This is a genomic window from Streptomyces sp. TRD_SC_5, assembly GCF_056836825.1.
Genome location: NZ_JBWZZS010000001.1, coordinates 4709405 through 4731303 on the forward strand (window position 1 = coordinate 4709405; position 21899 = coordinate 4731303).

Genomic DNA, 21899 nt, shown 5'->3' on the forward strand with positions numbered 1-21899 from the left:
CCCGAAAGCTCCATGGAATTACGAGGTCACCCTCATGCCCCTGCTCGTCGCCGCCGCCCCCGTTCCCGCGGAGACCCCACCCCACACCGGCGGTCTCCTCACCCTCATCGACGGCACGGCCGGTCTCCTCACCCTCATCGACGGCACGGCCGGTCTGCTGACCGTCGCGACCCTCGGCATCGCCCTGCTCCTCCTCCTGATCATCAAGGTCAGACTCCAGCCGTTCGTCGCGCTGCTCGCCGTCTCCATCGTCGTCGGCCTCGGCGCGGGCCTCTCCGTCACCGAACTCTTCGGTACGGTCCAGAAGTCCGCCGTCGTATCCGTCATCGAATCCGGCATGGGCGGCATCCTCGGCCACGTCGCGATCATCATCGGCCTCGGCACGATGCTCGGCGCGATACTCGAAGTCAGCGGTGGCGCGGAAGTGCTGTCCTCCCGCCTCCTGCACCTCTTCGGCGAGAAGCGAGCGCCCCTCGCCATGGGCCTGACCGGCCTCATCTTCGGCATCCCGGTCTTCTTCGACGTCGGCATCTTCGTCCTCGCGCCGATCGTGTACGCCGCCGCCAAGCGCTCCGGCAAGTCGATCCTGCTGTACGCGATGCCGCTGCTCGCCGGCCTCTCCATGACCCACGCGTTCCTGCCCCCGCATCCGGGACCGGTCGCCGCAGCGGGCCTCTTCCACGTCTCGCTCGGCTGGGTCATCCTCATGGGCATCGTCTGCGGCATCCCCGCCGTGCTCGCGGCCTGGGCGTACGCCGCCTGGATCGGCAAGCGCGTCTTCGTCGAGGTCCCGCACGACATGGTCGAGGCCGCCGAGGACGCCAAGGCCGCCGTCATCGCCGAGCAGACCGCCGCGGGCCGCAGCCCGCAGGAGCAGCCCGTTTCGCTCGCCACGGTCCTGTCCATCATCGGTACGCCGCTGGTCCTCATCCTCGCGGCGACGTTCTCCTCGATCGCGCTGGACCCCTCCACCCTCCGCTCGGTCATCGAGTTCTTCGGCAACCCCTTCGTCGCCCTGACGATCGCGCTGCTGATGGCGTACTACCTGCTCGGCATCCGGCGCGGCTGGTCGCGCAAGTCCCTGGAACAGGTGTCGACTTCGTCCCTCAAGCCGGTCGGCAACATCCTGCTGGTCGTCGGCGCGGGCGGCATATTCGGCGCGGTCCTCAAGGCGAGCGGCGTGGCTCAGGCCCTTTCCGACACGTTCAACGACGTGGGCCTGCCGGTCATCGTCCTCGCGTACCTGATCTCGCTGGTGCTGCGCGTCGCGCAGGGCTCGGCGACGGTCGCGATCGTCACCACGGCCGGCATCGTGCTGCCGCTCGTCGAGAACGGCGACCACTCTCAGGCCTTCCTGGCCCTGGTCATCATGGCCATCTCGGCCGGTTCGATCTTCGCCTCGCACGTCAACGACGGCGGGTTCTGGATCGTTGCCAAGTACTTCGGCATCTCGGAGCGGGACACGCTCAAATCCTGGACGGTGCTTGAGTCGGTCCTGTCGGTCGCGGGCTTCGCGGTCGCGGCGCTCCTGAGCCTGGTGATCTAGCCGTACGGTACGAGGCAGAGGGCGTCCCGGGACCCGTCCGTCCCGGGGCGCTCTTTCGCCTGTCGGCGATACTGGGCCGGGACGTGTGCGAGAGCGAAGGGCTGACTTCAGTGGAACAGACCGGACACCCGGGAGGCGCGACGCCGGGCCCGCCGAGCCCGTACGGGCAGCCGCAGCCGCAGCAAGGCTTCGGCCCCCCGCCACCGCCCTTCGCGCCCGCGCCGGCTCCTGCTCCTATGTACGCGCCCGCGCCTTCGCCGATGCCCGCAGGACCGGACTTCCTGGCCGCTGATCGGCGTAACGCCGTCGTGGTCGACGCCGAAGGCGTCTCGCTCGAAAACAACGGCGCCACCATCGACTTCCCCTGGCGCGACATCCAGACCGTCCACTACAAGCCCGGCCCCGGGGGCGAAGTCCTCATGGTGGCTGTAGTGCTGCCCGACGGCCGGTTCTACGAGGGGGTGGTGGCCGCCCGCAGCCAGGCGGCGCTCCAGCAGTGGTTCGCCGAACTCGCCCCGGTACTCGGTTACTACCTCGGCGGCCACGGCCGCTAGCGCTGTGGCCGCCGAGGCCTCATCGGGATTGCCCGAGGTTTGCCGCGGCGCCACGGAGCACGCCGGGTGCCAGTCGGCGATGGACGGCGGACAACGGGGGCCACACGACATGGCCCAGGCGCCGGTCATAGCGCAGGAAGGTACCCAACGACACCCGCCCGTCGGTTGCCTGTACGACGAGGTTGCAGGTCAGGAACCAGGAAGCAGCCTCGAGCCGGATCCAGCTCTCGCCACGTTCGGCGATCCGCCACCCGGCTACGGTGTCCGGCGATCGCCCTCGGCTGAGCCGGAGACCGAGGAGGCCCCGCCAAATCAGCCGCTCCCCGGCATCGGGGACGTCGCCGAACATGGCACGAGCCCACTGCTCCGGTGTCGTGACCGCATCCGTACCGGCATCCGCATCCGCATCCGCGCAGAGGGTGAATACGTCGACATAGTCGACGTCAGGCAACGAGCTGAGAGCGCGGACGGGCCCGGGGACGTTGTGCGTTCCCACGGCACTCTCAACGGTGGCCCCGCTACTGTCCTTCGGGCCTGGCCGGCCACGGTCCCGCCACGCGTGTTCCAACTGCCGAGTGAATGCCGGGAGAACGATGAAGCGCCGGAACGGCGAGATGGCGGCCATGTACAGCCGTCCGGACAGTCGGTTGGGCTTCACTAGGGCCGCCATTCGGAGCTCGTGTCCGCCACTCGCGGCCGGCGCCCATCCCAGGTGCATGACCGTGTGGACGGTCTTGTTCGCCACTTCGAGGGCGCACTCGTTGTCGAACTCGTACACCGGAGTGAACGGCCCAAACCCGGCGTCCGAGCCACCTGGGGCCTCGCGGAGGTCGCTCGGCAGACGGTCTTGCAGCGACCGGACCCGCGCCCCGATTCCCGCCTCGGGCTTGTCCCACCCAAAGAGAGCACCGAGCTTCCAGCGCACCGCGAACAGGAACCGGAGCGGCAAGGGGTCCTTCGTGTGTTCGGCGGCCGTCCGCATCGCAGCGAGCATGGTGGGGAAGTCGTCCGGCCCGGCGCCAGGCGTGCGGATCGCCCACACGTCCTCGAGCCGGAAGTCGCGGGCGAGTTCGTGGATTCGCCACGGACGGGTGGTGTGAGCAACGTCAGGGAGTCGCGTCATAATTGGCATCCACCTTCTGTACGGCGCCGTATAGAAGGACCCTAGCCGCTTTTATACGGCACCGTACAGACCTGGGAGGTTTCCGGTGGCAAGCGCCAAGACGCCGCGCGCGGCATGGATCGACGCCGGGCTGCGCGCCCTGGCGGCCGGGGGACCGGACGCTGTGCGGATCGAGGCGCTGGCCAGGTCGCTCGGGGTGAGCAAGGGCGGGTTCTACGGCTACTTCACCGACCGGTTCGCGCTGATCGAGGAGATGCTCGACAGGTGGGAGCGCGATGTCACCGACGACATCATCGAACGCGTCGATGCCGAGGGCGGCCACGGCCGGGAGCGCCTGCGGATTCTGTTCCGCATCGTGGAAAGCCGGGAAGGGCTGACCACCGACGTGAGCACAGAGCTGGCGATCAGAGACTGGTCGCGGCGCGATCCTGCTGTGGCGCACCGGTTGCGGCGTGTCGACAACCGGCAGATGAACTACCTGCGTGAGCTGTTCCGGGAGTTCTGCCACGACGAGGACGAGGTGGAGGTCCGCTGCACCATCGTCGCATCGGTACGGGTGGCGGCCCACTTCATGGCTTTCGACCACGGGACGCGAACCCACGACGAGGTCCAGCGCTTGCTGCTCCAGCGGGTGCTGGAGTAGCCCACAGCACCAGTAGCAACGCACGACCGGAGGGCGCCCGAACGCGGACGCGTACGTCCACGGGGCCCCTCCGGCCGCCTGACCTCCGATCAGCTGCCGGAGCCGCAGTACTGCTGCTCCTTCCCGATGGACCGGTACATGCAGTCCGAGTTCTCCAGCAGTTGCAGCACCGCGTCCCGGTTGCGGCTGGTCTCGCGCTCGATCACCTCGTCGGGCGGATAGAAACCGCCGCCCCCGAAGCCGCTCGGGTACATCTCGAAGGTGTACCCGAAGACCTTCTGGTTGCCCCACAGCCAGTCGTCGATCGACCCGTCCGTGATGTAGAGGTCGCTCGACTGCTCGGGGGTGTAGCCGTTGCTCGCGGCCATCTTCTGTCCGACGGCGGCGAAGGCGTTGCGGTCGTCCTGGGTCATGCCGGGCGCCGTGTCCGCCTTCGTGTAGCCGAACGGCCAGAGCACCAGCTCGCTGTACGTGTGGAAGTCGATGCCGGTCCTGATCTGCTGCTTCCCGCCGACGACCCGCGAGCGGACGAAGTCGGCGACGACCTTCACCTCGGGGGCGGACTCGGCGGCCCGGCCCCGGTACGTCTCGGAGCTGAACGAACCCGAAGAGCCGCCGCAGCAGCCCCACTTGTAGTTCCAGTTGCGGTTCATGTCCGTACCGACGTACGACGACCCGGAGTTGGGCTGCCGGTTCTTGCGCCAGCTGCGGTACGAGCCGGAGGCGATGTCGTACTCGCCGCCGTCCGGGTTGAGGTCCGGCACGATCCAGATCTCGCGGCTGTTGACGACATTGGTGATCCGGGAGTCCGAGCCGTAGCCCGCGCCCAGTTCGCGCAGCAGGTAGAGCGCCATCTCGACGGTCAGGTGCTCGCGGGCGTGCTGGTGGTGGGTGAAGAGGACCTCGGGCTCGTTCTCGTCGGTCGCCACGTTGTCGCTGATCTTGATGGCGATGAGATCGCGGCCCTGGTACGACTTGCCGATGACGCGCTTGCTCATGAGATTCGGGTACTGCTGCAACCGCTGGTTGATCTCCGCGTTCATCTCGGCGTAGTTGTGATAGCGCGAGTCGGCCGGCGGGAAGTCCAACGGCTCGACGGCCAGTCCGCCGGTACGGGCGGGCGGCCCCGGCAGCGCCTTCGGGGCGTATCCGAGCGCCTTGAGCCGCTTGAGCTGCTCGGCGTTGGCGCTGACGACGACCGAGTGGTCGTCGGCCTCGTCCACCGAGACTCCGGTGGCCGCGACGGCGGTACGGGCGGCGGCGGTGGCCGGACCGTGGATCTCGTACTGCCTGATCACTTCTTCCGCTGCGGCGGCGGGGGTGGGCCGTGCCTCTGCCGTGGTCGCGCTCGCGGTGAGCGGCGCTGCCACGGCGAGAGCCACGAGGGCCGCGAGGCCCGCGAGGGTGGCGGACTTGGCGGACCCTCTTCCGCGTATGCGAAGTCGCATGCTGTCTCCTGGGTGGGGAGTGTGGGGGTGTGCGACGCATGTCGTGCGGGAGTGCTGGCCCACATGGTGAGGGCATGGCATGGACAGGTCAAGGGCGTGGTTCGGCCATACGCCCGCGCCGCCGCGCTCTCGCGTACCCCTTGCGCGAGTGCCCCCCGCCCCGCTTTGGTGATCTCGATCGCTGTCGGGGACCAACGGGAGGACGCCGAGATGACAGGCACGACACAGAGCGGCACGGGAGAGGCCGTCGCGCAGCCGCGCAAGTCCAGTTGGAAGTACATCGGCCCCGGAATCGTCGTCGCCGCGACCGGCGTCGGAGCCGGTGACCTCGTCGCGACGCTGATCGCGGGCAGCAAGTTCGGCTACACGCTGATGTGGGCGGCCGTCATCGGCTGCCTGGTCAAGATCTCCCTCGCCGAAGCCGCCGGCCGCTGGCACCTGGCCACCGGCCGCACCCTCTTCGAGGGCTGGCGCAGCCTCGGCCAGTGGACCACCGTCTACTTCGCGATCTACGTCGTCATCTGGGGCTTCGTCTACGGCGCGACGGCCATGTCGTCCTCCGCCCTCCCCATCGTCGCGCTGTTCCCCGACGGACCGGGCCTCAAGACGTGGGCGATCATCACGGGCCTGATCGGCCTGGCCTTCGTCTGGTTCAACCAGTACGCCGTCTTCGAGAAGGTCATGACGGTCCTGGTCGGCGTGATGTTCGTGATCGTCGTGTACGTCGCGGCCCGCGTCGGCCCCGACGTCGGTGCGTCCTTCGCCGGCCTGGTCCCGGTCCTTCCCGACGGCTCGCTCCTCTACACCCTCGGCCTGATCGGCGGCGTCGGCGGCACGATCACCATGGCGGCGTACGGCTACTGGGTGAACGCCAAAGGCTGGACCAACACCGGCTGGATGAAGGTGATGCGCCTCGACAACCGCGTCGCGTACATCACCACGGGCGTCTTCGTCGTCGCCATGCTGATCGTCGGCGCCGAGCTGCTGCACTCCTCCCAACTCGCCCTCACCAAGGGCGACCGCGGCCTGATCGACCTCGGCAAGATCCTGGAGGACCGCTACGGGGTGGTCACGGCCAAGCTCTTCCTCATCGGCTTCTTCGCCACGTCCTTCTCGTCCCTCATCGGCGTGTGGCACGGCGTGAGTCTGATGTTCGCCGACTTCGTCGAGCGGTTCCAGCGCGACCGCAAGGGCGCCCCGGTCGAGGTCGGCACGGTCGAGGAGGTCGCGGCCGGCGTGAAGGAACGCTCGGTACCGTTCCGGGCGTACCTGCTGTGGCTGACCTTCCCGCCGATGACCCTGCTGTGGCTGGACCAGCCGTTCGGCCTGGTCGTGGTGTACGGCGTGCTGGGCGCCTTCTTCATGCCGTTCCTGGCGCTGACGCTGGTGTGGCTGCTCAACTCCACCCGTACGCCGAAGGAGTGGCGCAACGGCATGCTCAGCAACGTGATGCTGGTGGCGGCGGGCCTGCTGTTCGTCGTGCTGTGCGTACAGCAGGTCAGGGAGCTGCCCTGGTAGACGCTTCGGCGCGGTGCAGCGCCGCCGGGGGAGCGGCGGCGCTGCACGGGGGTCCGGCTAGGGCAGGTTGTGTACGTGCGGCCCCACCGCGTTCGACCAGGCGTTGCCGGCCGTCGCGTCCCAGTTCGTGGACCACGTCATGGCGCCGCGCAGGCCGGGGTAGGTCTTGGCGGGCTTGAACGATCCGCAGCCGGTCCCGCGCGTCAGGCAGTCCAGCGCGTTGTTCACGATGGACGGGGAGACGTACCCACTGCCCGCGCCCCGCGTGGACGCCGGTACGCCGATGCCGACCTGGCTCGGGGCGAGGCCGCCCTCCAGCTGGATGCAGGCGAGCGCGGTGAGGAAGTCGACGGACCCCTGCGAGTAGACCTTGCCGTCGCAGCCCAGCATGGAACCGCTGTTGTAGTACTGCATGTTGACGACGGTCAGGATGTCCTTCACCGCGAGCGCCGTCTTGAAGTACTCGGTCCCGGTGTTCTGCATGTCGATGGTCTGCGGCGCCATGGTCAGGACCAGCCCGGATCCCGCCTTGGCGGAGAGCTGGCGCAGCGCCTTGGTGAGGTAGACCGAGTTGATGCCGTGCTCGAGGTCGATGTCGACGCCGTTGAAGCCGTACTCCTGCATGAGCGCGTACGTACTGTTGGCGAAGGCGGTCGCGGAGGCGTCACTGTTGATGGTGACGTTGCCCTTTTCCCCGCCCACCGAGATGATCACCGACTTCCCGGCGGCCTTCTTCGCGGCGATGTCGGCCTTGAAGTCGGCGACGCCGGCGTATCCGACAGCCGGATCGAGATTGAAGACGATCTGCCCGGGCGTGGCAGTCGAGTCGGCGAAGGAGACAGCGATGATGTCGTACTGCACCTGCACGTCACGCAGCTTCTGGACGGTCGCGCCGTTGTTGAAGTTCTGCCAGTAACCGGTCAGCGCGTGCTTGGGCACGGCGGGCCCGGGGCCCGGGTCACCGCCGCCGGGAGCGGTCCGGCCGCTGACCGAAGCCGACTTGGGGGACTCGCCGGCGGAGTTGGTCGCGGCCACCTGGAAGTTGTACGCCGTGTCCGCGGCCAGCCCCGAGACGGTCGCGGAGGTTTGGGTCACGGACTGGACCTTAGTACCACCGCGGTAGACGTTGTAGCCGGTCGCGCCGCTCACGCCCGACCAGGAGAGCGCGACGGACGACGAGGTCGTGGCGCCGACGGTGAGCCCGGCGGGGGCGGCCGGTATGCCCGGCTCGGGATCGGTGCCTCCGCCGCCGTCGGGGCCGAAGACGGAGAGGTCGTCGGCGTAGTAGGCGCTCTGGCCGTACCAGCCGTGGGTGTAGACCGTCACGGAAGTGGTGGAGGGCCCGGCCTTGAAGCTGGTGGTGAGCTGCTTCCAGCCGGACGAGTCGGGCGTCCAGGTGGAGACGTCGGTGGTGCCGGTGCCGCTGGCGCCGAGGTAGGCGTAACCGCCCTGCACCCAGGCGCTGAGGGTGTACGTCGCTCCGGGCTTCACGGTGACGGTCTGCGAACAGCGGGCGTTGTCCTGCCCGGCCGGAGTGGCTTTGAGGGCAGCGGCGCCACCGTGGGCGGGGGAAGGAACGGTGACGCCGCTGCCTGCGGAACAGGCCCAGTTGCTGAGCCCGGACTCGAAGCCGGCATTCTTGGCTACGTTCACGTCGGCGGCTTGGGTCGCGGCTTGGGCGGCGGGGGCGGCCAGCCCGGCGGTGAGGAGTGTGGCGGCGGTGAGAGCTATGAGGGGAAACGCTGGGCGGTCCACTTGCAGCCTCCGGTGGGGGAGTGTGGGGAGGAGTCGCTGGGACGGTGGCCACCGTTTGTTGTTGGTCGTTAAAATGGTTCAGACCAATTGACTTGTCAAGACCTCTGGCGGAGCGGTCAGTTGCCCACTCGCGACGCTCGCGGTGACCGCGGCTCGCACCAGACGGCCCCGCTGACGCGGGCGCCGCAATCGAGCCACGTGGCCCGGCCTTCCGAGCGCGGCGGCCACGCCGTCCGTGATCGGCTATGCGCCGAGAGACCGCACGATTCAGGTTTTGCTGAATTCAGGAACCTGTGTATGTTCGGACGATGCTGACCATCACCCCGGAGGTCGAGGTGCTCGCGCGCTTCGGCCGTGCCCTCGCCGACCCGATCCGTTGCCAGCTACTACTGGCTCTGCGGGACGCCCCCGCCTACCCGTCCGACCTCGCCGAGAGGATCGGAGTCTCTCGGACCCGGTTGTCGAACCACCTGGCCTGCCTGCGCGACTGCGGCCTGGTTGTTGCCATCCCCGACGGCCGACGCACCCGCTACGAGCTCGCCGACCATCGTCTGGGCCACGCGCTCGACGACCTGCGCACTGCGGTCGTCGCCGTCGAGACCGACCGCACCTGTGTCGATGCCGACGCAAAGGGCTGCTGCTGATATGGCTTCGATATCCCCGGCCCGCCGCGATGTGCTGACCCGGCACATACGTCTGCTGGTCGCGGCGACGATCACCTACAACGTCATCGAAGCGATCGTGGCCATCACCGCCGGCGCCCTCGCCTCCTCCACCGCACTGGTGGGGTTCGGCCTCGACTCCGTCATCGAAGTGTCCTCCGCACTCGCCGTCGCCTGGCAGTTCTCGGCCGCCGATCAGGCTGTCCGCGAAGCGCGCGAGAAGACCACCCTGCGGATCATCGCCGTCTCCTTCTTCGTACTCGCCGCCTACATCGCCGTAGACGCGATCCGCGCACTGACGGGCACCGGCGAAGCGGAGCACTCCACCCCCGGCATAGTGATCGCAGCCCTCTCCCTGGCGGTCATGCCTTTCCTTTCCGCCGCCCAGCGACGAGCCGGCCGCGAACTCGGCTCCGCCTCCGCAGTCGCGGACTCCAAGCAGACCCTGCTGTGCACGTACCTCTCCGCCGTCGTCCTGGTCGGCCTGCTCGCCAACAGTCTCTTCGGCTGGTCCTGGGCCGACCCGATCGCCGCACTTGTCATCGCCGCTGTCGCAGTCAAGGAAGGCCGCGACGCCTGGCGCGGAGATGCCTGCTGCGGCCCCGTCCCGACGGTCTCCACGGCTTCCGTCGAGACCGGCGCCTGCGGCTGCAAGCCCGGCTGCACCTGCTGCTGACCAGCGACCCGCACAGTCACAGCGCCGGGGACCGCCGGTTCCTCCACGACACCACCATCAAGTGCCACAAACCCAGCACATGACGCATCCCCAGGTCGCCACAGTGGTGTCAACTAGGGCATAAGCACCGGCCGTTTTCGTCTTCTGTCGGTTTCGGCCCATCCCGCCCCGCCGAGGACCTCAAACCGCCCCACCAACCGGGCCGTCCGGTCCGATCACCGGGGCCCGAAACCCCCAGACGCAACCAGTGGTTCACCGGCGAGGGGACCGACCCCGCCCTGCCGCGCCCCCGCCCCCAACGCCCCGTACGAGAAAAAGGAAAAGTGTTCTCCGCCACGTAGGCCGTGGATAAAGTGCTGGTGCAGCACGACGGAGCAGCATCGATCTGCGTACGCCGCCGCGGTCCGCCGGGATCAGCGGCGTACGGAGTGAACGGGGAAACCAACGTGCCGACCGCGATCGCAGTCACCAGCGCCGACTTGGTGTTGCCGCCCACTGATCAACAGACCCCGACCGCCGCCCTGCTCCAGGCCCCGGACGCCCAGCCGCTCGAAGCGGCCCTCGTCGACATGAACGTCATGCTGGAGCGGTACGGGTACGTCGTCGCCGTCTATCCCGCCTCGATCCCCGCCGCCCACGAACGCCGCCTCCACATCCTCCGCTCCATGCTGGAGACCGACCGGCTGGCACTCCTGAAGCTCGACCTGCCACCCCTGGGCATCGCCGTACTCGTACGCCAGCTACGGCAGTTGTCGATCTGCGACTTCAGCGCCGGTGTCGTCGCCTCCGCCGCCAGGCTTCTCTCTCACTACATCTACGCCGGCGCGCTGCTCAACTCCGTCACCAAACTCGACCGCGTTCCCGTCAGCCTCAAGTCGCACGCGAAGTCGTGGATGCCAGGTACGCAGTTCGGGGTACTGGCCAATCCGAACCCGCAGCTGATCAAGATCAGTAGCAGCGCGGCGGGGGCGGGCCCCGCCGACGGTTACGGGGCCGGGCTCGCCGGGCCGGAATTCGCCACCCAACTGCTTGTCGGTAAAGGGTCCCTGGTCTCCGACTGGGTCACCGGAACGCTCGCCCCCGCCTGGCAGGTCTCCGGCGTACACGAAACCGGACTGCCCGCCGACTCCCCGCGCTGGTGGGGCACAGCGAAGATGATCGAGTTCGCCGCGTTCCTGCCGGACATCTCCGTGCTCTATCAACTCGTTGCGTCCGTGCGGCGGGAGAAATGCCACTGGTGCGGCGTCGAACTCATCGGTGATCGCTGCGGCTTCTGTTCGGCCCCCATCACCCCACCACCCGAGAACCAATCCCGCGCGGTCGGTGTCTTGAACCAGGGGTCGCCCTAGCACCGCGCGGGGCACCATATCTCTTGTGCAGCACAACTGTTCCACGTGTTCCATCGCTTCATGCACGCGCCGCACCACCCCGCTCAATGTCCGTTGATCCGACGTTCCTGATCGAGGTAGCCCGACTCCATGAACTCACGTCAGCGCCGCGGCGTCATTCTGCTGCTCCTGTCGGTTCTCTGCGCCTTCGGGGCGTTCGCCGGCGTGCTCTCGGTGATCAGCGATGTGAACTCCAAGGTGGGCCCGGAAGTCGCGGCGTACCGGCTCAAGAGCGACGTGGCGCCGTACAAGCAGCTCGACGCGGGCCAGTTCGAGAAGATCTCGATGCCGAAGCGGTGGCTTTCCGCCAATGCCGTGACCGACATTTCAGAGGTACGGGGAAAGATCGCGGTGACCCAGCTCCAAAGGGGCTCGCTCCTCCAGAGCGACATGATCGTGAAGAAACCCGAGCTCGGTTCCGGGGAGCAGGAAATCGCGATCATGATTGATGCCGCCACGGGAGTGGCGGGCAAGATCAACCCCGGTTCGAGCGTGAACATCTATGCCACTTTCGAGGGCGAGGACGAAGGGCAGCCGAACAAGTCCCAGGTCATCGTCTCCGGCGCTCGCGTGCTCGACGTCGGCAAGATCACGGCGCTGGAGCCCGGCAACAGCAACAGCGACCGCAGGCGCAAGGCCACCGACGCCGTACCGATCACTTTCGCTCTGAACACGCTCGATGCCCAGCGCGTGGCGTACGCAGAGTCCTTCGCCGAGCATGTGCGCCTGGCCCTCGTGGCCGACGGCAGCGACACCACGATTTCGCCGCGCGACCGTGAGTACACCCTCGACGGGGACAAGTGAGGACCGGCGTATGACGACTCGTATCCTCCCGGCGGTCGGCGATCCTGATGCCGCCCGCGCCATCACCACCCTCCTCAGCCAGCTCCCCGACGCGGAACCGGCCGCTCCGGTCACGGACTCGACGGCGCTTCTCGACACCCTCGCGCGGCTCGCGGGCGAGTCGCTCGACGAGCTGCCCGAGGTGGTCCTCGTCCACGAGCGCATCGGACCGGTTCCCGCGCTGGAGCTGATCCGGGAGGTGGCTCTCCGCTTTCCGGCGGTCGGCGTCGTTCTCGTCACCGCCGACACCGGCCCCGCGCTCTTCACGGCCGCCATGGACTCGGGCGCGCGCGGCCTGGTCGGACTGCCGCTCGGTTACGAGGAGTTGGCGGCCCGCGTCCAGGGCGCCGCCTCCTGGTCCACAGGCGTACGCCGCCACCTGGGCACGGGGCCGGACGTCTTCACGGGACCAGGCGGCACGGTGGTGACGGTCACGGGCGCGAAGGGCGGCACGGGGGCCACGGTCGTCGCCGTACAGCTCGCACTCGCGGCGAAGGCGTCGGGGCGTACGGTCGCTCTGGTCGACCTGGATCTGCAGTCCGGGGACGTGGCGTCGTACCTGGACGTGCAGTTCCGGCGCTCGATCGTCGACCTGGCCGGCATCGCCGACATCTCGCCGCGCGTACTCCAGGACGCGGTCTTCTCCCACCCCACGGGCGTCAGCCTGGTGCTGGCACCGGCGGAGGGTGAGCGCGGCGAGGAGGTCACCGACCGGGTGGCGCGGCAGGTGGTGAGCGCGCTCCGCAACCGCTACGAGGTCGTGGTCGTCGACTGCGGTACGCAGATGAACAGCGCGAACGCCGCAGCCATCGAAATGGCCGACCAGGCGGTGCTCGTCGTCACGCCGGACGTGGTGGCGGTACGGGCGGCCAAGCGCATGGTGCGGATGTGGGACCGCCTCCAGATCCGTAAGGCGGAGGAGACGACCACCGTCGTCAACCGCCACAACCGCAACACGGAGATCCAGCCGCCGCTGGTGGAACGGATCACGGGCACGAAGGTCGCGCGGGCCGCGATCCCGGCCAACTTCAAGGAACTCCAGGCCGCTACGGACTCTGGCCGCATGCAGGACCTGGACAGCCGAGGCACGGTCAGGCAGGCGCTGTGGGCGCTGGCCGGCGAGCTGGGGCTGGTGAAGCCGGCGGCGGGAGGAGGAGGCAAGGGCGGCGGGAGGCTGCTGAGGAGCGACCGGGGGGCGATCGGGTTCCGGGGGCGGGGCAAGGACCGGGACCGCAACCAGGACCGGGATCGGGGCGCTGTCACTGTCGAGCTGGCCGGCATGGCTCCTCTCATCCTCTTTGTGATGATCGCGATGTGGCAGGCAGTGCTGTTCGGCTACACGTTCTCGCTGGCGGGCAACGCGGCGGACGAGGGCGCGCGGGCGGCTACGGCGGCTGCGACGAGCGGCGGCGGGACGGAGGCAGCCTGTGAAGCCGCTGCGCAGGAACACCTTCCGTCGTCGTGGCAGGGCGACGCCGAGATCGACTGTGCGCCGGAGGGCAACCTGTGGCAGGCGAGCGTCAAACTCACCACCCCGATCCTCTTCCCCGGAGCCGGCAACTTCCCGTGGGCCGTGGACGGCAGCGCCGGCGCTGCTCTGGAGGGGGACTAGAAATGAGATTCTTACGCCGCCGGATCGCACGCCGCCGGATCAGCGGTCACGACCGTGACCGGGACCGCGACCGAGGCGCAGCCATCCTGGAGTTCGCCGGCTTCCTGCCCATCCTGCTGATCGTCGCTATGGCCGGTATCCAGCTCGGCATCGTCGGTTACGCCGCCTCCCAGGCGGGCACCGCAGCGCGGGCGGCCGCCCGTACGCAGGCGCAGGACGAGCTGCACGGCCAGGGTGAGGCGACCGGCAAGGCGGCGATGAGCGACTGGCTGGCCGAAGGTACGAATATCGACTTCATCGAGGGCGAGACCGTCACCGCCACAGCCAAGGTGTCGATCCCCTCGGTCGTCCCAGGCATGGCCGACTTCGGCGAGGTCGAGCGCTCGGTGACGATGCCCGCCGACCAGGAGGAGCGGTAGTAGCCCCGCCCGGTACGAGAGGTCCGTACGAAAGGTCCGCACGAAGGAACCGCACGAGCGATCCGCACGAGCGCGAGGAGTCACGCACATGAGTCTGCGGGCACGCATCACCGCCCCCGACGAGCACGCGGGAGGACGGGAGGACGGCCACCTGGTCGCCACCTACCGGACCAAGCTGCTCGAGGAGATCGACCTCGCGGAGATGTCCTCGCTCGCGGCGGGCGAGCGGCGGGCCCGGCTGGAGCGCGTACTCGCCCACATCATCAGCCGCGAGGGGCCGGTCCTCTCCACCGCCGAGCGTTCCCAGCTCATCCGCCGCGTCGTCGACGAGGCGCTCGGGCTCGGCGTACTCGAACCGCTCCTCGAAGACGCCTCCATCACCGAGATCATGGTGAACGGCCCCGACTCGATCTTCGTCGAGCGGGCCGGCCGCGTCGAGCAGCTGCCCATGCGCTTCGCGTCCAACGAGCAGCTGATGCAGACGATCGAGCGCATCGTCTCGACCGTCAACCGCCGCGTCGACGAGTCGAATCCGATGGTCGACGCCCGCCTCCCGTCCGGCGAGCGCGTCAACGTCATCATCCCGCCGCTGTCCCTCACCGGTCCGACCCTCACGATCCGCCGCTTCCCGCGCGCGTACCGCCTCCAGGAGCTCATCAGCCTCGGCACCCTCGACGAGCAGATGCTGATGCTGCTGTCCGCCCTCGTCCGCGCCCGCTTCAACGTCATCGTGTCCGGCGGTACGGGCTCCGGAAAGACCACGCTCCTCAACGCGCTGTCCGGCCTCATCCCCGATCACGAGCGCATCATCACCGTCGAGGACGCGGCCGAGCTCCAGCTCCAGCAGGCGCACGTCATCCGCCTGGAGACCCGCCCGCCCAACGTCGAGGGCAAGGGCCAGATCACCATCCGTGATCTCGTACGCAACTCCCTGCGCATGCGCCCCGACCGCATCATCGTCGGTGAGGTGCGCGGCGGCGAGACGCTCGACATGCTCCAGGCGATGTCGACCGGCCACGACGGCTCGCTCGCCACCGTCCACTCCAACAGCGCCGAGGACGCGCTGATGCGCCTGCAGACTCTCGGCTCGATGTCGGAGGTCGAGATCCCGTTCGAGGCGCTCAGGGACCAGATCAACAGCGCTGTCGACGTCATCGTGCAGCTGTCGCGCCTGGCCGACGGCTCCCGCAAGATCAGCGAGATCGCGGTTCTGGTGTCCCACGGCCGGGAGCGGTTCCAGATCGCCACCGTCTCGCGCTTCGTCGCCCAGCCGATGAGCGCGGACCGCATCGTCCACGGCCGGTTCGAACACCTCGGTCTGCCGCGCCGCATCGCGGACCGGCTGCACCTCGCGAACGAGCCGATCCCGCCCGCGTTCGGCGTCGTATCGGAACTGGACGATCCGCTCAGTCCGCTCAATCCGCTCTATGTCCGAGAGGCCCAGTAGGTACGCCATGAACAATCCCGCAATGCTGGCGATCGGCAGCACGCTGCTCTGCGGCGCCCTCGGTGTGGCCGGGCTGCACACGTACGTCTCGGGCAAGGCCCAGCGTGCCGCCCTCGTCGAGCGCCTGGCCATCACCGGCCCCCACTCCATGGGCCGGCAGCGGCGATTCATGGGTGTCGACCGGCGGCTTCGGAAGACCGCGCTCGGCAGGAAGATCCACACGCGGCTCTCGGCCACCGGACTCGACCTGACAGCGGGCGAGTTCTTCGTGTACGTGGTCGTCGGCGTGGCCGCGCTGTGGCTGATCGCCTCCTCGGTACTGGCCCCCTTCTTCGGCCCCGTCGCCGGTCTGGTCGCCGTCTGGGGAGGCAGCGCGTTTCTCAACTGGCAGCGGCAGAAACGGATCGAGGCCTTCATCAACCAGCTTCCCGACCTGTCCCGGATACTCGCCAACGCGACGGCCGCCGGACTGGCCCTGCGTACCGCGCTGAGCATGGCGGCCGAGGAACTGGAGGCACCGGCCGGCGAGGAACTCGCGGGTGTGGCAAACCAGTTGGCAGTCGGGCGGTCCATCGACGATGCCCTGGGGGAGCTGGCCGAACGCCTGCCGTCGCGCGAGCTCGTCGTGCTGGTCACGACCCTGGTGCTCTCCAACCGGGCCGGCGGCACGGTCGTCGGATCGCTCCGAAACCTCACCGAGACGCTGGAGGAGCGCAAGGAGACGCGACGGGAGGTCCGCACGATGCTGGCCGAAGTCAATGCGACCGCGTACACGATCCCGCTTCTCGGCCTCGGGGCAATGATCATGCTCAACTCCGTCACCCCGGGCTCCATGGAGCGGATGACCAGCAGCCCGGTCGGCCAGATCATCGTGATCGTGGCCATAGGGCTGTACGCGCTCGGGTTCATAGTGATGCGCCGCCTGGGAAAGATCGACGTCTGAATCCGCGCTCCCGCATACGAATTGCCCGTACGAATCGCCTGTACGAATCGCCCGTACGAGCTGAAACAGGAGGTGCCCGGCATGGGACTGCTTCTCGCGCTGGTGGTCGGTCTGAGTGTCGCGGGCGTGTTCCAGGGCATCAAGATGTACCGCGCCGAGGCCAAGATCCCCGGGGATCTGGCCGTCGCCCTGGAAATCGGTGCCTCGCGTGTCTCCGGGACCGAATCGGCGGTCGACCGCCTCGGTATGCGCTTCGCCCCGGGCGTGCTCCGCGTCATGGGGCCGAGGATGGTGGACAAGAAGCGCCGCAAGATCGACATGGCGGGGAACCCCGGCGGCCTCACCGTCGACAGGTACGCCGCGCGCCGCGCCGTATACGGCCTGTTCGGCGGCTTCTCGGCCCTCGTACTGCTGATGGCAGACCTGCCGCTGTTCGGTGTCTTCTGCGTCGCCTACGGGTGGTTCGCGGCGGACGTCACCATCTGGCAGGCCATCCGCGAACGCAAGGACGTCATCGAGCGGACCCTGCCCGACTTCCTCGACGTACTCGCCGTCGTGGTCAGCGCGGGCCTGGGCTTCCGGCAGGCGCTGGACCGCGTATCGGAGAAGTACGAAGGCCCGTGGGCGGACGAGCTGCGCATAACCCTCCGCCAGATGGACATGGGCGTGAGCCGGCGCCAGGCCTTCGACGAGCTGCGCAGACGCAACGAGTCCGAACAGGTCTCGCAGTTCGTGACGGCGCTCCAGCAGGGCGAGGAACTCGGCGCGCCGATCGCCGACACCCTGATCCAGATCGCCAACGACATGCGCCGCACCGACGCCCAGAACTCGCGGCGCCGCGCCGCGAAGGCGATTCCCAAGACGACGGTGGTCACGCTCGCGTTCATGGTTCCGGCGACGCTGCTCCTCATCGTGACCAACATGTTCCTGGGGTCGGAGACCGACTTCGGCTCGGTCTTCGGCGGCTGACGGCCATGGCGTCGCTTCCCACGATCCGGCTCGGCCTCCGGTCCGTCCTCGGGTCCGGCGTCCGCTCCGGCCTCCGCCCCGGCCCCCGGTCGGGGCATGAGCTTCAGGGTGGCGCGGCCGCCCCGGAAGTGGCCCCCGCGTCCGCCCTCGCCGACGACGTACCGGCACCGAGCATCCCGATCCAGATCAACGCCCTGCAGGCGCTGTGCCGCCAGGTCTTCGGCTTCCGCCTCGCCATGATCGCGCTGGGCGCGCCCTTCGCGCTCGCCAGGGCCGGGGGGCAGTTCGGCGGCTGGCTGGTCGGCGGGGCCGTGGTCTTCAGCTTCGTGGGCTCGTATGCGATGCTGCGGGACTGGGAGGTGTTCGGCCCCCTGCTCATCAAGTACCGCACGCTGATGGGCGTGGACGTGCTCTTCGGCTCCGTCCTGCTGCTGACGGCCTCCCCGGATTCGGCCCTCGGCTACGCCACCGTGTGTACGCCGCTCCTCGCGGGCCTGCTGTACGGCTGGCGGGGCGCGGGTATCTTCACCGCGATCCAGATTCTCTTGCTGGCGGCGGCGTACACGGCCTGGGCGGAACGGATGGCGAGCCCGGCCAGCACGCTGCTGATAAGCGGTTTCTGTGTGGCGGCCGGAATCATCGGCGTAACGCTTCGGAATCTGATGTTCCGTTTCGGAGCGGCCACACAGGCCCTTTCCGAGGCCAATGCCCGGCTCGCGGTCACGGACGCGGTGGAGGGCGAACGGGCCCGTCTGGCCCGCGAGATGCACGACTCGGTCGCCAAGACCCTGCACGGCGTCGCCATGGCGGCGGAGGGACTGGCGCAGTCCGCCGACCGCATGGACCCGCTGACCGTCAAGCACCAGGCGGGCATGGTCGCGCGCTCGGCGCGGCGGGCGGCGGCGGAGTCCCGCGAGATCCTCTCGGACCTGCGCAGGCAGGCGGATTACGACACCGGGGGAGTGGCGGTAGGGGACGAACTCGCGGCGCGGCTGGCGGATTTCGGGCAGCGTACGGGCATTGGGACGGCGTTCCGTGTGGTGGGCGAGACGCCGCAGTCGCAGCCGCCCGTACCGCTTCTGGCGCAGGTACCTCCGGCCCCCGTACCGACCGTCCCACATGCGATCGCGCGCCACCTCCTGACGATCGCCACGGAGGCCATGGAGAACAGCCACCGCCACGCCCACGCCTCCCGGGTGACGGTGGAGTTCGGCATGGTCGACGGCGTACTGCGCATCAGCGTGCTCGACGACGGCCGGGGCCTGCCCGCAGGCATCAGCCTCGAAGACCTGCGCAAGGCCGGCCACTTCGGGCTGGTGGGGATGGTCGAGCGGGCGGCCGGTATCGGCGCTCGTATCCGCATCGGACGGGGCCGCAGCGCGGGAGGCACTGAAGTACGCCTGGAACTCCCGGCGGCGGCGCTGACACCGACGACGGCCGGGACCGGCCGACAACCGTCGTCGTCTTTGTCTTTGTCGGCATTGCCACCGCTTCCACCGCTTCCACCACCGATGAGGCTCTCGAACTGAGCCAACGCCCACTGCCCACCGCCCACCGTCCCTAGTCAGTAACTCTCCAACCCTCCCGAGAGGAGGCCGCACCATGCCGGACGAAAGCTCGTACAGTTCCGGGCCCCGCCAGTCCGTGTCGTCGCCGTCCCACGTGTCCCAGCACATGTCGTCGCACACGATCGAACCCCGCTCGGAACACACCCCATCCGGGGTCCGCGTTCCCCCGCCGGCGGCGGCATTCCCCGATCCGTCCCTGTCCCCGTCCCCCTTCGACACCCCCGACCCTTTCGGTGCGCCGTCCCTCCTGCGTGTCGTGATCGCTGACGACAACCCGGTCGTACGGGCAGGGCTCACCGTTCTGCTCGGCGGCCGCGACGACGTAGAGGTCGTAGCGGAGGCAGCCGACGGCCGCCAGGCCCTGGCCGAGGCTCACCATCACCGCCCGGATGTCGTGCTGCTGGATGTGCGCATGCCGGGCGTCGACGGCATCTCCGCGCTGCCGTACCTGGTCCAGGTGGCGCCGGTGATGATGCTGACGTACAGCCGCGAGAGCGAGATCGTGCGTGAGGCGTTGCGGCTCGGTGCGGGCGGCTACTTGGTGCACGGCGAGTTCACGGCCGAGCAGCTGGTCGGCGCCGTACGGGACATCAAGGAGGGCCGCGCCCACTTCTCGGCGTCGGCCCAGGACGCGTTGCTGGCTCATATGCGGGGTGGCGGCGGCGCTGCGCCGACCGGGGCGGGACCGGAGCTTCCGGAGGGGCTCGGCACGGTGTACGCCACGGGCCGGGCGTACACGGGGGCGAGTCGGATCCCTGGCCACGCAGCGGCGCACGATGCGACTGCACACGCTTCGCGAGAGGCCAAGGGTGGGCCAGATGTCTCGGATTCGGGGCGACTACGAGAAAACACTTCGCAGGTGCAATCTGGCATGGCACAGTATTCAACTGACCGGCAGCAGGGTCAGCGGACCCAGCGGCCACGCAATGTCCAGGACTCCGGGCTGAGTGCGAGGGAGGTGGAGGTCATGGACCTGATCGCGTCGGGCATGAGCAACCAGCAGATCGCCGCCACCTGCTTCATCAGCGAGAAGACCGTCAAGAACCACATCAACCGCATCTTCGCGAAACTTCACAGCGCGAGCAGGAGCGAGGCGATCGCGCTGTGGCTGGGATCGGCGAGGGGGACGACCAGTCATGGCTGAGCGGATGAGGACGACGACGGTGCCGCTGCGGGCCCAAGTCGGCTTTTGGGCCCAGGGTTGGGCCCACGGACCCTCTGGGGGGACCCGTGTCCCGACGTACGTTTCTCGAGTCGAAGGCGGCACGCACACGTCGGCCCAACTCGGAGGGGTACCCCATGTCGAAGAACCTCACGCTCAAGACCGCGACGAAGGCCCAGCTCACGATCAACAGCTGGCGGAACACGGTCGTGACCCGCATGCAGAAGCGAGCGGACGAGGGCGCGAGCGTCGTGGAGTACGCCGGCTTGGTCGTGGTGATCGCGCTGATCGTGGTGGCGGTGCGGGAGCTGGACTTGGACGACACGATCTCGGAGGCCATCGGCGACGCGGTGGACGACATCACCGGCGGCTGATGGTCGCTGGTCTCCGGCAGGACCGAGGGCAGACCCTTCCCATGTATGTCGTGGTGGTGGGGGGTCTGCTCTTTCTTGCGTTCGCGTACTTTGCTTTTGCTCAGGCGGCTGTTGCCCGCAATGCCGGTCAGTCTGCTGCTGATGCGGCCGCCCTTGCGGCAGCGCAAGACGTACGGGACGAGTTGACCGACGGGTTCTATGACCACCTGGGTAATCCAAAGGCGTGGCCTGAGTGGCTGGCGGCTGAGAATCTCTTCGCTGGCGACGGATCTGACGCAGCTGCGCAGCTCGCCGATAAGAACGACTCGGATCTCGACCAAGTCCAGCTCACCCAGGTCAATGGCTACCCGGCGTTCAAGGCCAGGATCGTGACCCGCTTTACGGTGGGTGATTCGGTCATCCCGGACACAGAGAACACGCACGCCGAGGCCGATGCCACCGCAGTGATTGAACCCCGCTGCGAGATCGTGGGCAGCGATCCGTCGAAGCTCATTGAGATCGACTGCGAGGGCAGCGGGCTCTGGAAAATCGACCCAAAGACCCCCGTCGCAGAGCTGATCGATCCGCCTGAGGCGTATGACTTGTTCTCTGTCCACCTGGCCGAGTGACGAGTGAACGACAAGAAAAGGAAGAGTCACTAATGAGCATGTGGCACACCATGAAGGCCCGAAGGGCACTGACCGCGGTGGCGATCACGACTGGCTTGGTCCTCACGGTGGCCGGTTGCGGTGGGGATGGGGGAGACAAGTCCGATGCAGGCTCCTCTTCGACACCTGTCGACCAGGGCAAGGGCAGCGAGGAGAAGTCGAAGGGTGCAGAGTCTCAGGCCCCGCCGGTTGAGGATGCCGTCCTGGCTGAAGTGACAGGTGGCGGTGACAACACCACTCTCATCGTTAACTCAGCCGTACGGGACGAAGGAGGCTTTCTCACTGTCAGCGGGAAGGTCAAGAACGGCAAGGGAAAGTTCTGGAACCCTGGTAACTGGAGGGGTGAGGAGAAGGAGCTATCCGAGAACTCCGCCTCCATGGCAGGCGCTTCTCTTGTGGACAGGGCAGGGAAGAAGAAGTACCTCATTCTTCGCGACACCGACGGGCGTTGCTTGTGCACACAATTCTCGGGCGGCTTCAAGGAAAACGAGGAGAAGACGTGGTTTGCCCAATTCCCCGCACCGCCAGCCGAAACCGACAAGGTTGATTTTCAGATCGCTGACATGCCTGTAGCCACCATCGAGATCTCCGATGGCGAGTGA

21 protein-coding genes are annotated in these 21899 nt (G+C 68.2%); 18 read left to right on the forward strand and 3 right to left on the reverse strand.

Features of this window, described 5'->3' with window-relative positions; all coding sequences use genetic code 11:
* Positions 1 to 40 precede the first annotated feature (40 nt).
* Together AC1P0E_RS21735 and AC1P0E_RS21740 are read left to right on the forward strand one after the other, a co-directional pair.
* Positions 41 to 1546: a GntP family permease gene (locus tag AC1P0E_RS21735; protein WP_482745856.1), complete on the forward strand. Its 1506-nt coding sequence runs from the start codon at positions 41 to 43 to the stop codon at positions 1544 to 1546.
* A 260-nt stretch (positions 1547 to 1806) separates the two neighbouring features.
* Positions 1807 to 2100, forward strand: coding sequence for a hypothetical protein (locus AC1P0E_RS21740; RefSeq protein ID WP_482743800.1), 294 nt, complete (start codon positions 1807 to 1809; stop codon positions 2098 to 2100).
* Positions 2101 to 2119: 19 nt separating this feature from the next.
* Here the strand turns inward: AC1P0E_RS21740 and AC1P0E_RS21745 are convergent, their stop codons facing one another.
* Entirely contained in the window at positions 2120 to 3232 is a 1113-nt protein-coding gene (locus AC1P0E_RS21745) for a DUF2867 domain-containing protein (protein WP_482743801.1), read from the reverse strand.
* A 76-nt stretch (positions 3233 to 3308) separates the two neighbouring features.
* Here AC1P0E_RS21745 and AC1P0E_RS21750 point away from each other — a divergent pair, with 76 nt between their 5' ends.
* Entirely contained in the window at positions 3309 to 3866 is a 558-nt protein-coding gene (locus tag AC1P0E_RS21750; protein ID WP_482743802.1) for a TetR/AcrR family transcriptional regulator, read from the forward strand.
* A gap of 89 nt (positions 3867 to 3955) precedes the next feature.
* Here the strand turns inward: AC1P0E_RS21750 and AC1P0E_RS21755 are convergent, their stop codons facing one another.
* Positions 3956 to 5314 (reverse strand): M14 family metallopeptidase, encoded by a 1359-nt coding sequence (locus AC1P0E_RS21755; protein ID WP_482743803.1) that lies wholly within the window; start codon positions 5312 to 5314, stop codon positions 3956 to 3958.
* Positions 5315 to 5524: 210 nt separating this feature from the next.
* Between AC1P0E_RS21755 and AC1P0E_RS21760 the strand changes: the two genes are divergently transcribed.
* Positions 5525 to 6832, forward strand: coding sequence for an Nramp family divalent metal transporter (locus tag AC1P0E_RS21760; protein ID WP_482743804.1), 1308 nt, complete (start codon positions 5525 to 5527; stop codon positions 6830 to 6832).
* A 57-nt stretch (positions 6833 to 6889) separates the two neighbouring features.
* Here AC1P0E_RS21760 and AC1P0E_RS21765 read toward each other — a convergent pair whose 3' ends face one another.
* Positions 6890 to 8587, reverse strand: a complete 1698-nt coding sequence (locus AC1P0E_RS21765) for a chitinase (RefSeq protein ID WP_482743805.1) — start codon at positions 8585 to 8587, stop codon at positions 6890 to 6892.
* Between the two features lie 308 nt (positions 8588 to 8895).
* On the opposite strand from AC1P0E_RS21765, the gene AC1P0E_RS21770 reads away from it, so the two are divergent.
* From AC1P0E_RS21770 to AC1P0E_RS21835, 14 genes are all read left to right on the forward strand, one after another.
* Positions 8896 to 9231: an ArsR/SmtB family transcription factor gene (locus AC1P0E_RS21770; protein ID WP_482743806.1), complete on the forward strand. Its 336-nt coding sequence runs from the start codon at positions 8896 to 8898 to the stop codon at positions 9229 to 9231.
* A gap of 1 nt (position 9232) precedes the next feature.
* The gene (locus tag AC1P0E_RS21775; protein WP_482743807.1) at positions 9233 to 9925 is read left to right on the forward strand and encodes a cation efflux transmembrane domain-containing protein; all 693 of its coding nucleotides are present in this window, start codon (positions 9233 to 9235) and stop codon (positions 9923 to 9925) included.
* A gap of 446 nt (positions 9926 to 10371) precedes the next feature.
* Positions 10372 to 11274, forward strand: coding sequence for a hypothetical protein (locus tag AC1P0E_RS21780; RefSeq protein ID WP_482743808.1), 903 nt, complete (start codon positions 10372 to 10374; stop codon positions 11272 to 11274).
* 129 nt (positions 11275 to 11403) lie between these two features.
* On the forward strand, positions 11404 to 12117 hold the full coding sequence (cpaB, locus tag AC1P0E_RS21785) for a Flp pilus assembly protein CpaB (RefSeq protein WP_482743809.1): 714 nt from the start codon (positions 11404 to 11406) through the stop codon (positions 12115 to 12117).
* A gap of 10 nt (positions 12118 to 12127) precedes the next feature.
* Positions 12128 to 13768 carry a CpaE/TadZ family protein gene (locus tag AC1P0E_RS21790; RefSeq protein WP_482743810.1) on the forward strand — a complete coding sequence of 547 codons (1641 nt, stop codon included), beginning with the start codon at positions 12128 to 12130 and terminating at the stop codon, positions 13766 to 13768.
* Between the two features lie 2 nt (positions 13769 to 13770).
* Positions 13771 to 14187, forward strand: coding sequence for a TadE family protein (locus AC1P0E_RS21795; protein ID WP_482743811.1), 417 nt, complete (start codon positions 13771 to 13773; stop codon positions 14185 to 14187).
* Between the two features lie 88 nt (positions 14188 to 14275).
* Complete coding sequence (locus tag AC1P0E_RS21800) at positions 14276 to 15634, forward strand: TadA family conjugal transfer-associated ATPase (RefSeq protein WP_482743812.1); 1359 nt, start codon at positions 14276 to 14278, stop codon at positions 15632 to 15634.
* A 7-nt stretch (positions 15635 to 15641) separates the two neighbouring features.
* Entirely contained in the window at positions 15642 to 16577 is a 936-nt protein-coding gene (locus tag AC1P0E_RS21805) for a type II secretion system F family protein (protein WP_482743813.1), read from the forward strand.
* Between the two features lie 81 nt (positions 16578 to 16658).
* Entirely contained in the window at positions 16659 to 17546 is an 888-nt protein-coding gene (locus AC1P0E_RS21810) for a DUF5936 domain-containing protein (protein WP_482743814.1), read from the forward strand.
* Positions 17547 to 17551: 5 nt separating this feature from the next.
* A complete protein-coding gene (locus tag AC1P0E_RS21815; protein WP_482743815.1) occupies positions 17552 to 19075 on the forward strand; it encodes a sensor histidine kinase in 1524 nt (507 codons plus the stop codon).
* Between the two features lie 73 nt (positions 19076 to 19148).
* Positions 19149 to 20258, forward strand: a complete 1110-nt coding sequence (locus AC1P0E_RS21820) for a response regulator (RefSeq protein WP_482743816.1) — start codon at positions 19149 to 19151, stop codon at positions 20256 to 20258.
* Between the two features lie 155 nt (positions 20259 to 20413).
* Positions 20414 to 20650 carry a hypothetical protein gene (locus AC1P0E_RS21825; protein ID WP_482743817.1) on the forward strand — a complete coding sequence of 79 codons (237 nt, stop codon included), beginning with the start codon at positions 20414 to 20416 and terminating at the stop codon, positions 20648 to 20650.
* Positions 20650 to 21258, forward strand: a complete 609-nt coding sequence (locus AC1P0E_RS21830; RefSeq protein ID WP_482743818.1) for a pilus assembly protein TadG-related protein — start codon at positions 20650 to 20652, stop codon at positions 21256 to 21258. Before AC1P0E_RS21825 ends, AC1P0E_RS21830 begins: the two co-directional genes overlap by 1 nt.
* A 32-nt stretch (positions 21259 to 21290) precedes the next feature.
* The gene (locus AC1P0E_RS21835; protein WP_482743819.1) at positions 21291 to 21899 is read left to right on the forward strand and encodes a hypothetical protein; all 609 of its coding nucleotides are present in this window, start codon (positions 21291 to 21293) and stop codon (positions 21897 to 21899) included.

Bases quoted from the DNA above. Each gene is read 5' to 3' on its own strand.
- AC1P0E_RS21790 (WP_482743810.1), top strand. From the start codon at position 12,128: ATGACGACTCGTATCCTCCCGGCGGTCGGCGATCCTGATGCCGCCCGC.
- AC1P0E_RS21755 (WP_482743803.1), bottom strand. From the start codon at position 5,314: ATGCGACTTCGCATACGCGGAAGAGGGTCCGCCAAGTCCGCCACCCTC.
- AC1P0E_RS21830 (WP_482743818.1), top strand. From the start codon at position 20,650: ATGGTCGCTGGTCTCCGGCAGGACCGAGGGCAGACCCTTCCCATGTAT.
- AC1P0E_RS21835 (WP_482743819.1), top strand. From the start codon at position 21,291: ATGAGCATGTGGCACACCATGAAGGCCCGAAGGGCACTGACCGCGGTG.
- AC1P0E_RS21810 (WP_482743814.1), top strand. From the start codon at position 16,659: ATGGGACTGCTTCTCGCGCTGGTGGTCGGTCTGAGTGTCGCGGGCGTG.
- AC1P0E_RS21775 (WP_482743807.1), top strand. From the start codon at position 9,233: ATGGCTTCGATATCCCCGGCCCGCCGCGATGTGCTGACCCGGCACATA.
- cpaB (WP_482743809.1), top strand. From the start codon at position 11,404: ATGAACTCACGTCAGCGCCGCGGCGTCATTCTGCTGCTCCTGTCGGTT.
- AC1P0E_RS21760 (WP_482743804.1), top strand. From the start codon at position 5,525: ATGACAGGCACGACACAGAGCGGCACGGGAGAGGCCGTCGCGCAGCCG.
- AC1P0E_RS21770 (WP_482743806.1), top strand. From the start codon at position 8,896: ATGCTGACCATCACCCCGGAGGTCGAGGTGCTCGCGCGCTTCGGCCGT.
- AC1P0E_RS21805 (WP_482743813.1), top strand. From the start codon at position 15,642: ATGAACAATCCCGCAATGCTGGCGATCGGCAGCACGCTGCTCTGCGGC.
- AC1P0E_RS21740 (WP_482743800.1), top strand. From the start codon at position 1,807: ATGCCCGCAGGACCGGACTTCCTGGCCGCTGATCGGCGTAACGCCGTC.
- AC1P0E_RS21825 (WP_482743817.1), top strand. From the start codon at position 20,414: ATGTCGAAGAACCTCACGCTCAAGACCGCGACGAAGGCCCAGCTCACG.
- AC1P0E_RS21795 (WP_482743811.1), top strand. From the start codon at position 13,771: ATGAGATTCTTACGCCGCCGGATCGCACGCCGCCGGATCAGCGGTCAC.
- AC1P0E_RS21820 (WP_482743816.1), top strand. From the start codon at position 19,149: ATGCCGGACGAAAGCTCGTACAGTTCCGGGCCCCGCCAGTCCGTGTCG.
- AC1P0E_RS21745 (WP_482743801.1), bottom strand. From the start codon at position 3,232: ATGCCAATTATGACGCGACTCCCTGACGTTGCTCACACCACCCGTCCG.
- AC1P0E_RS21800 (WP_482743812.1), top strand. From the start codon at position 14,276: ATGAGTCTGCGGGCACGCATCACCGCCCCCGACGAGCACGCGGGAGGA.
- AC1P0E_RS21815 (WP_482743815.1), top strand. From the start codon at position 17,552: ATGGCGTCGCTTCCCACGATCCGGCTCGGCCTCCGGTCCGTCCTCGGG.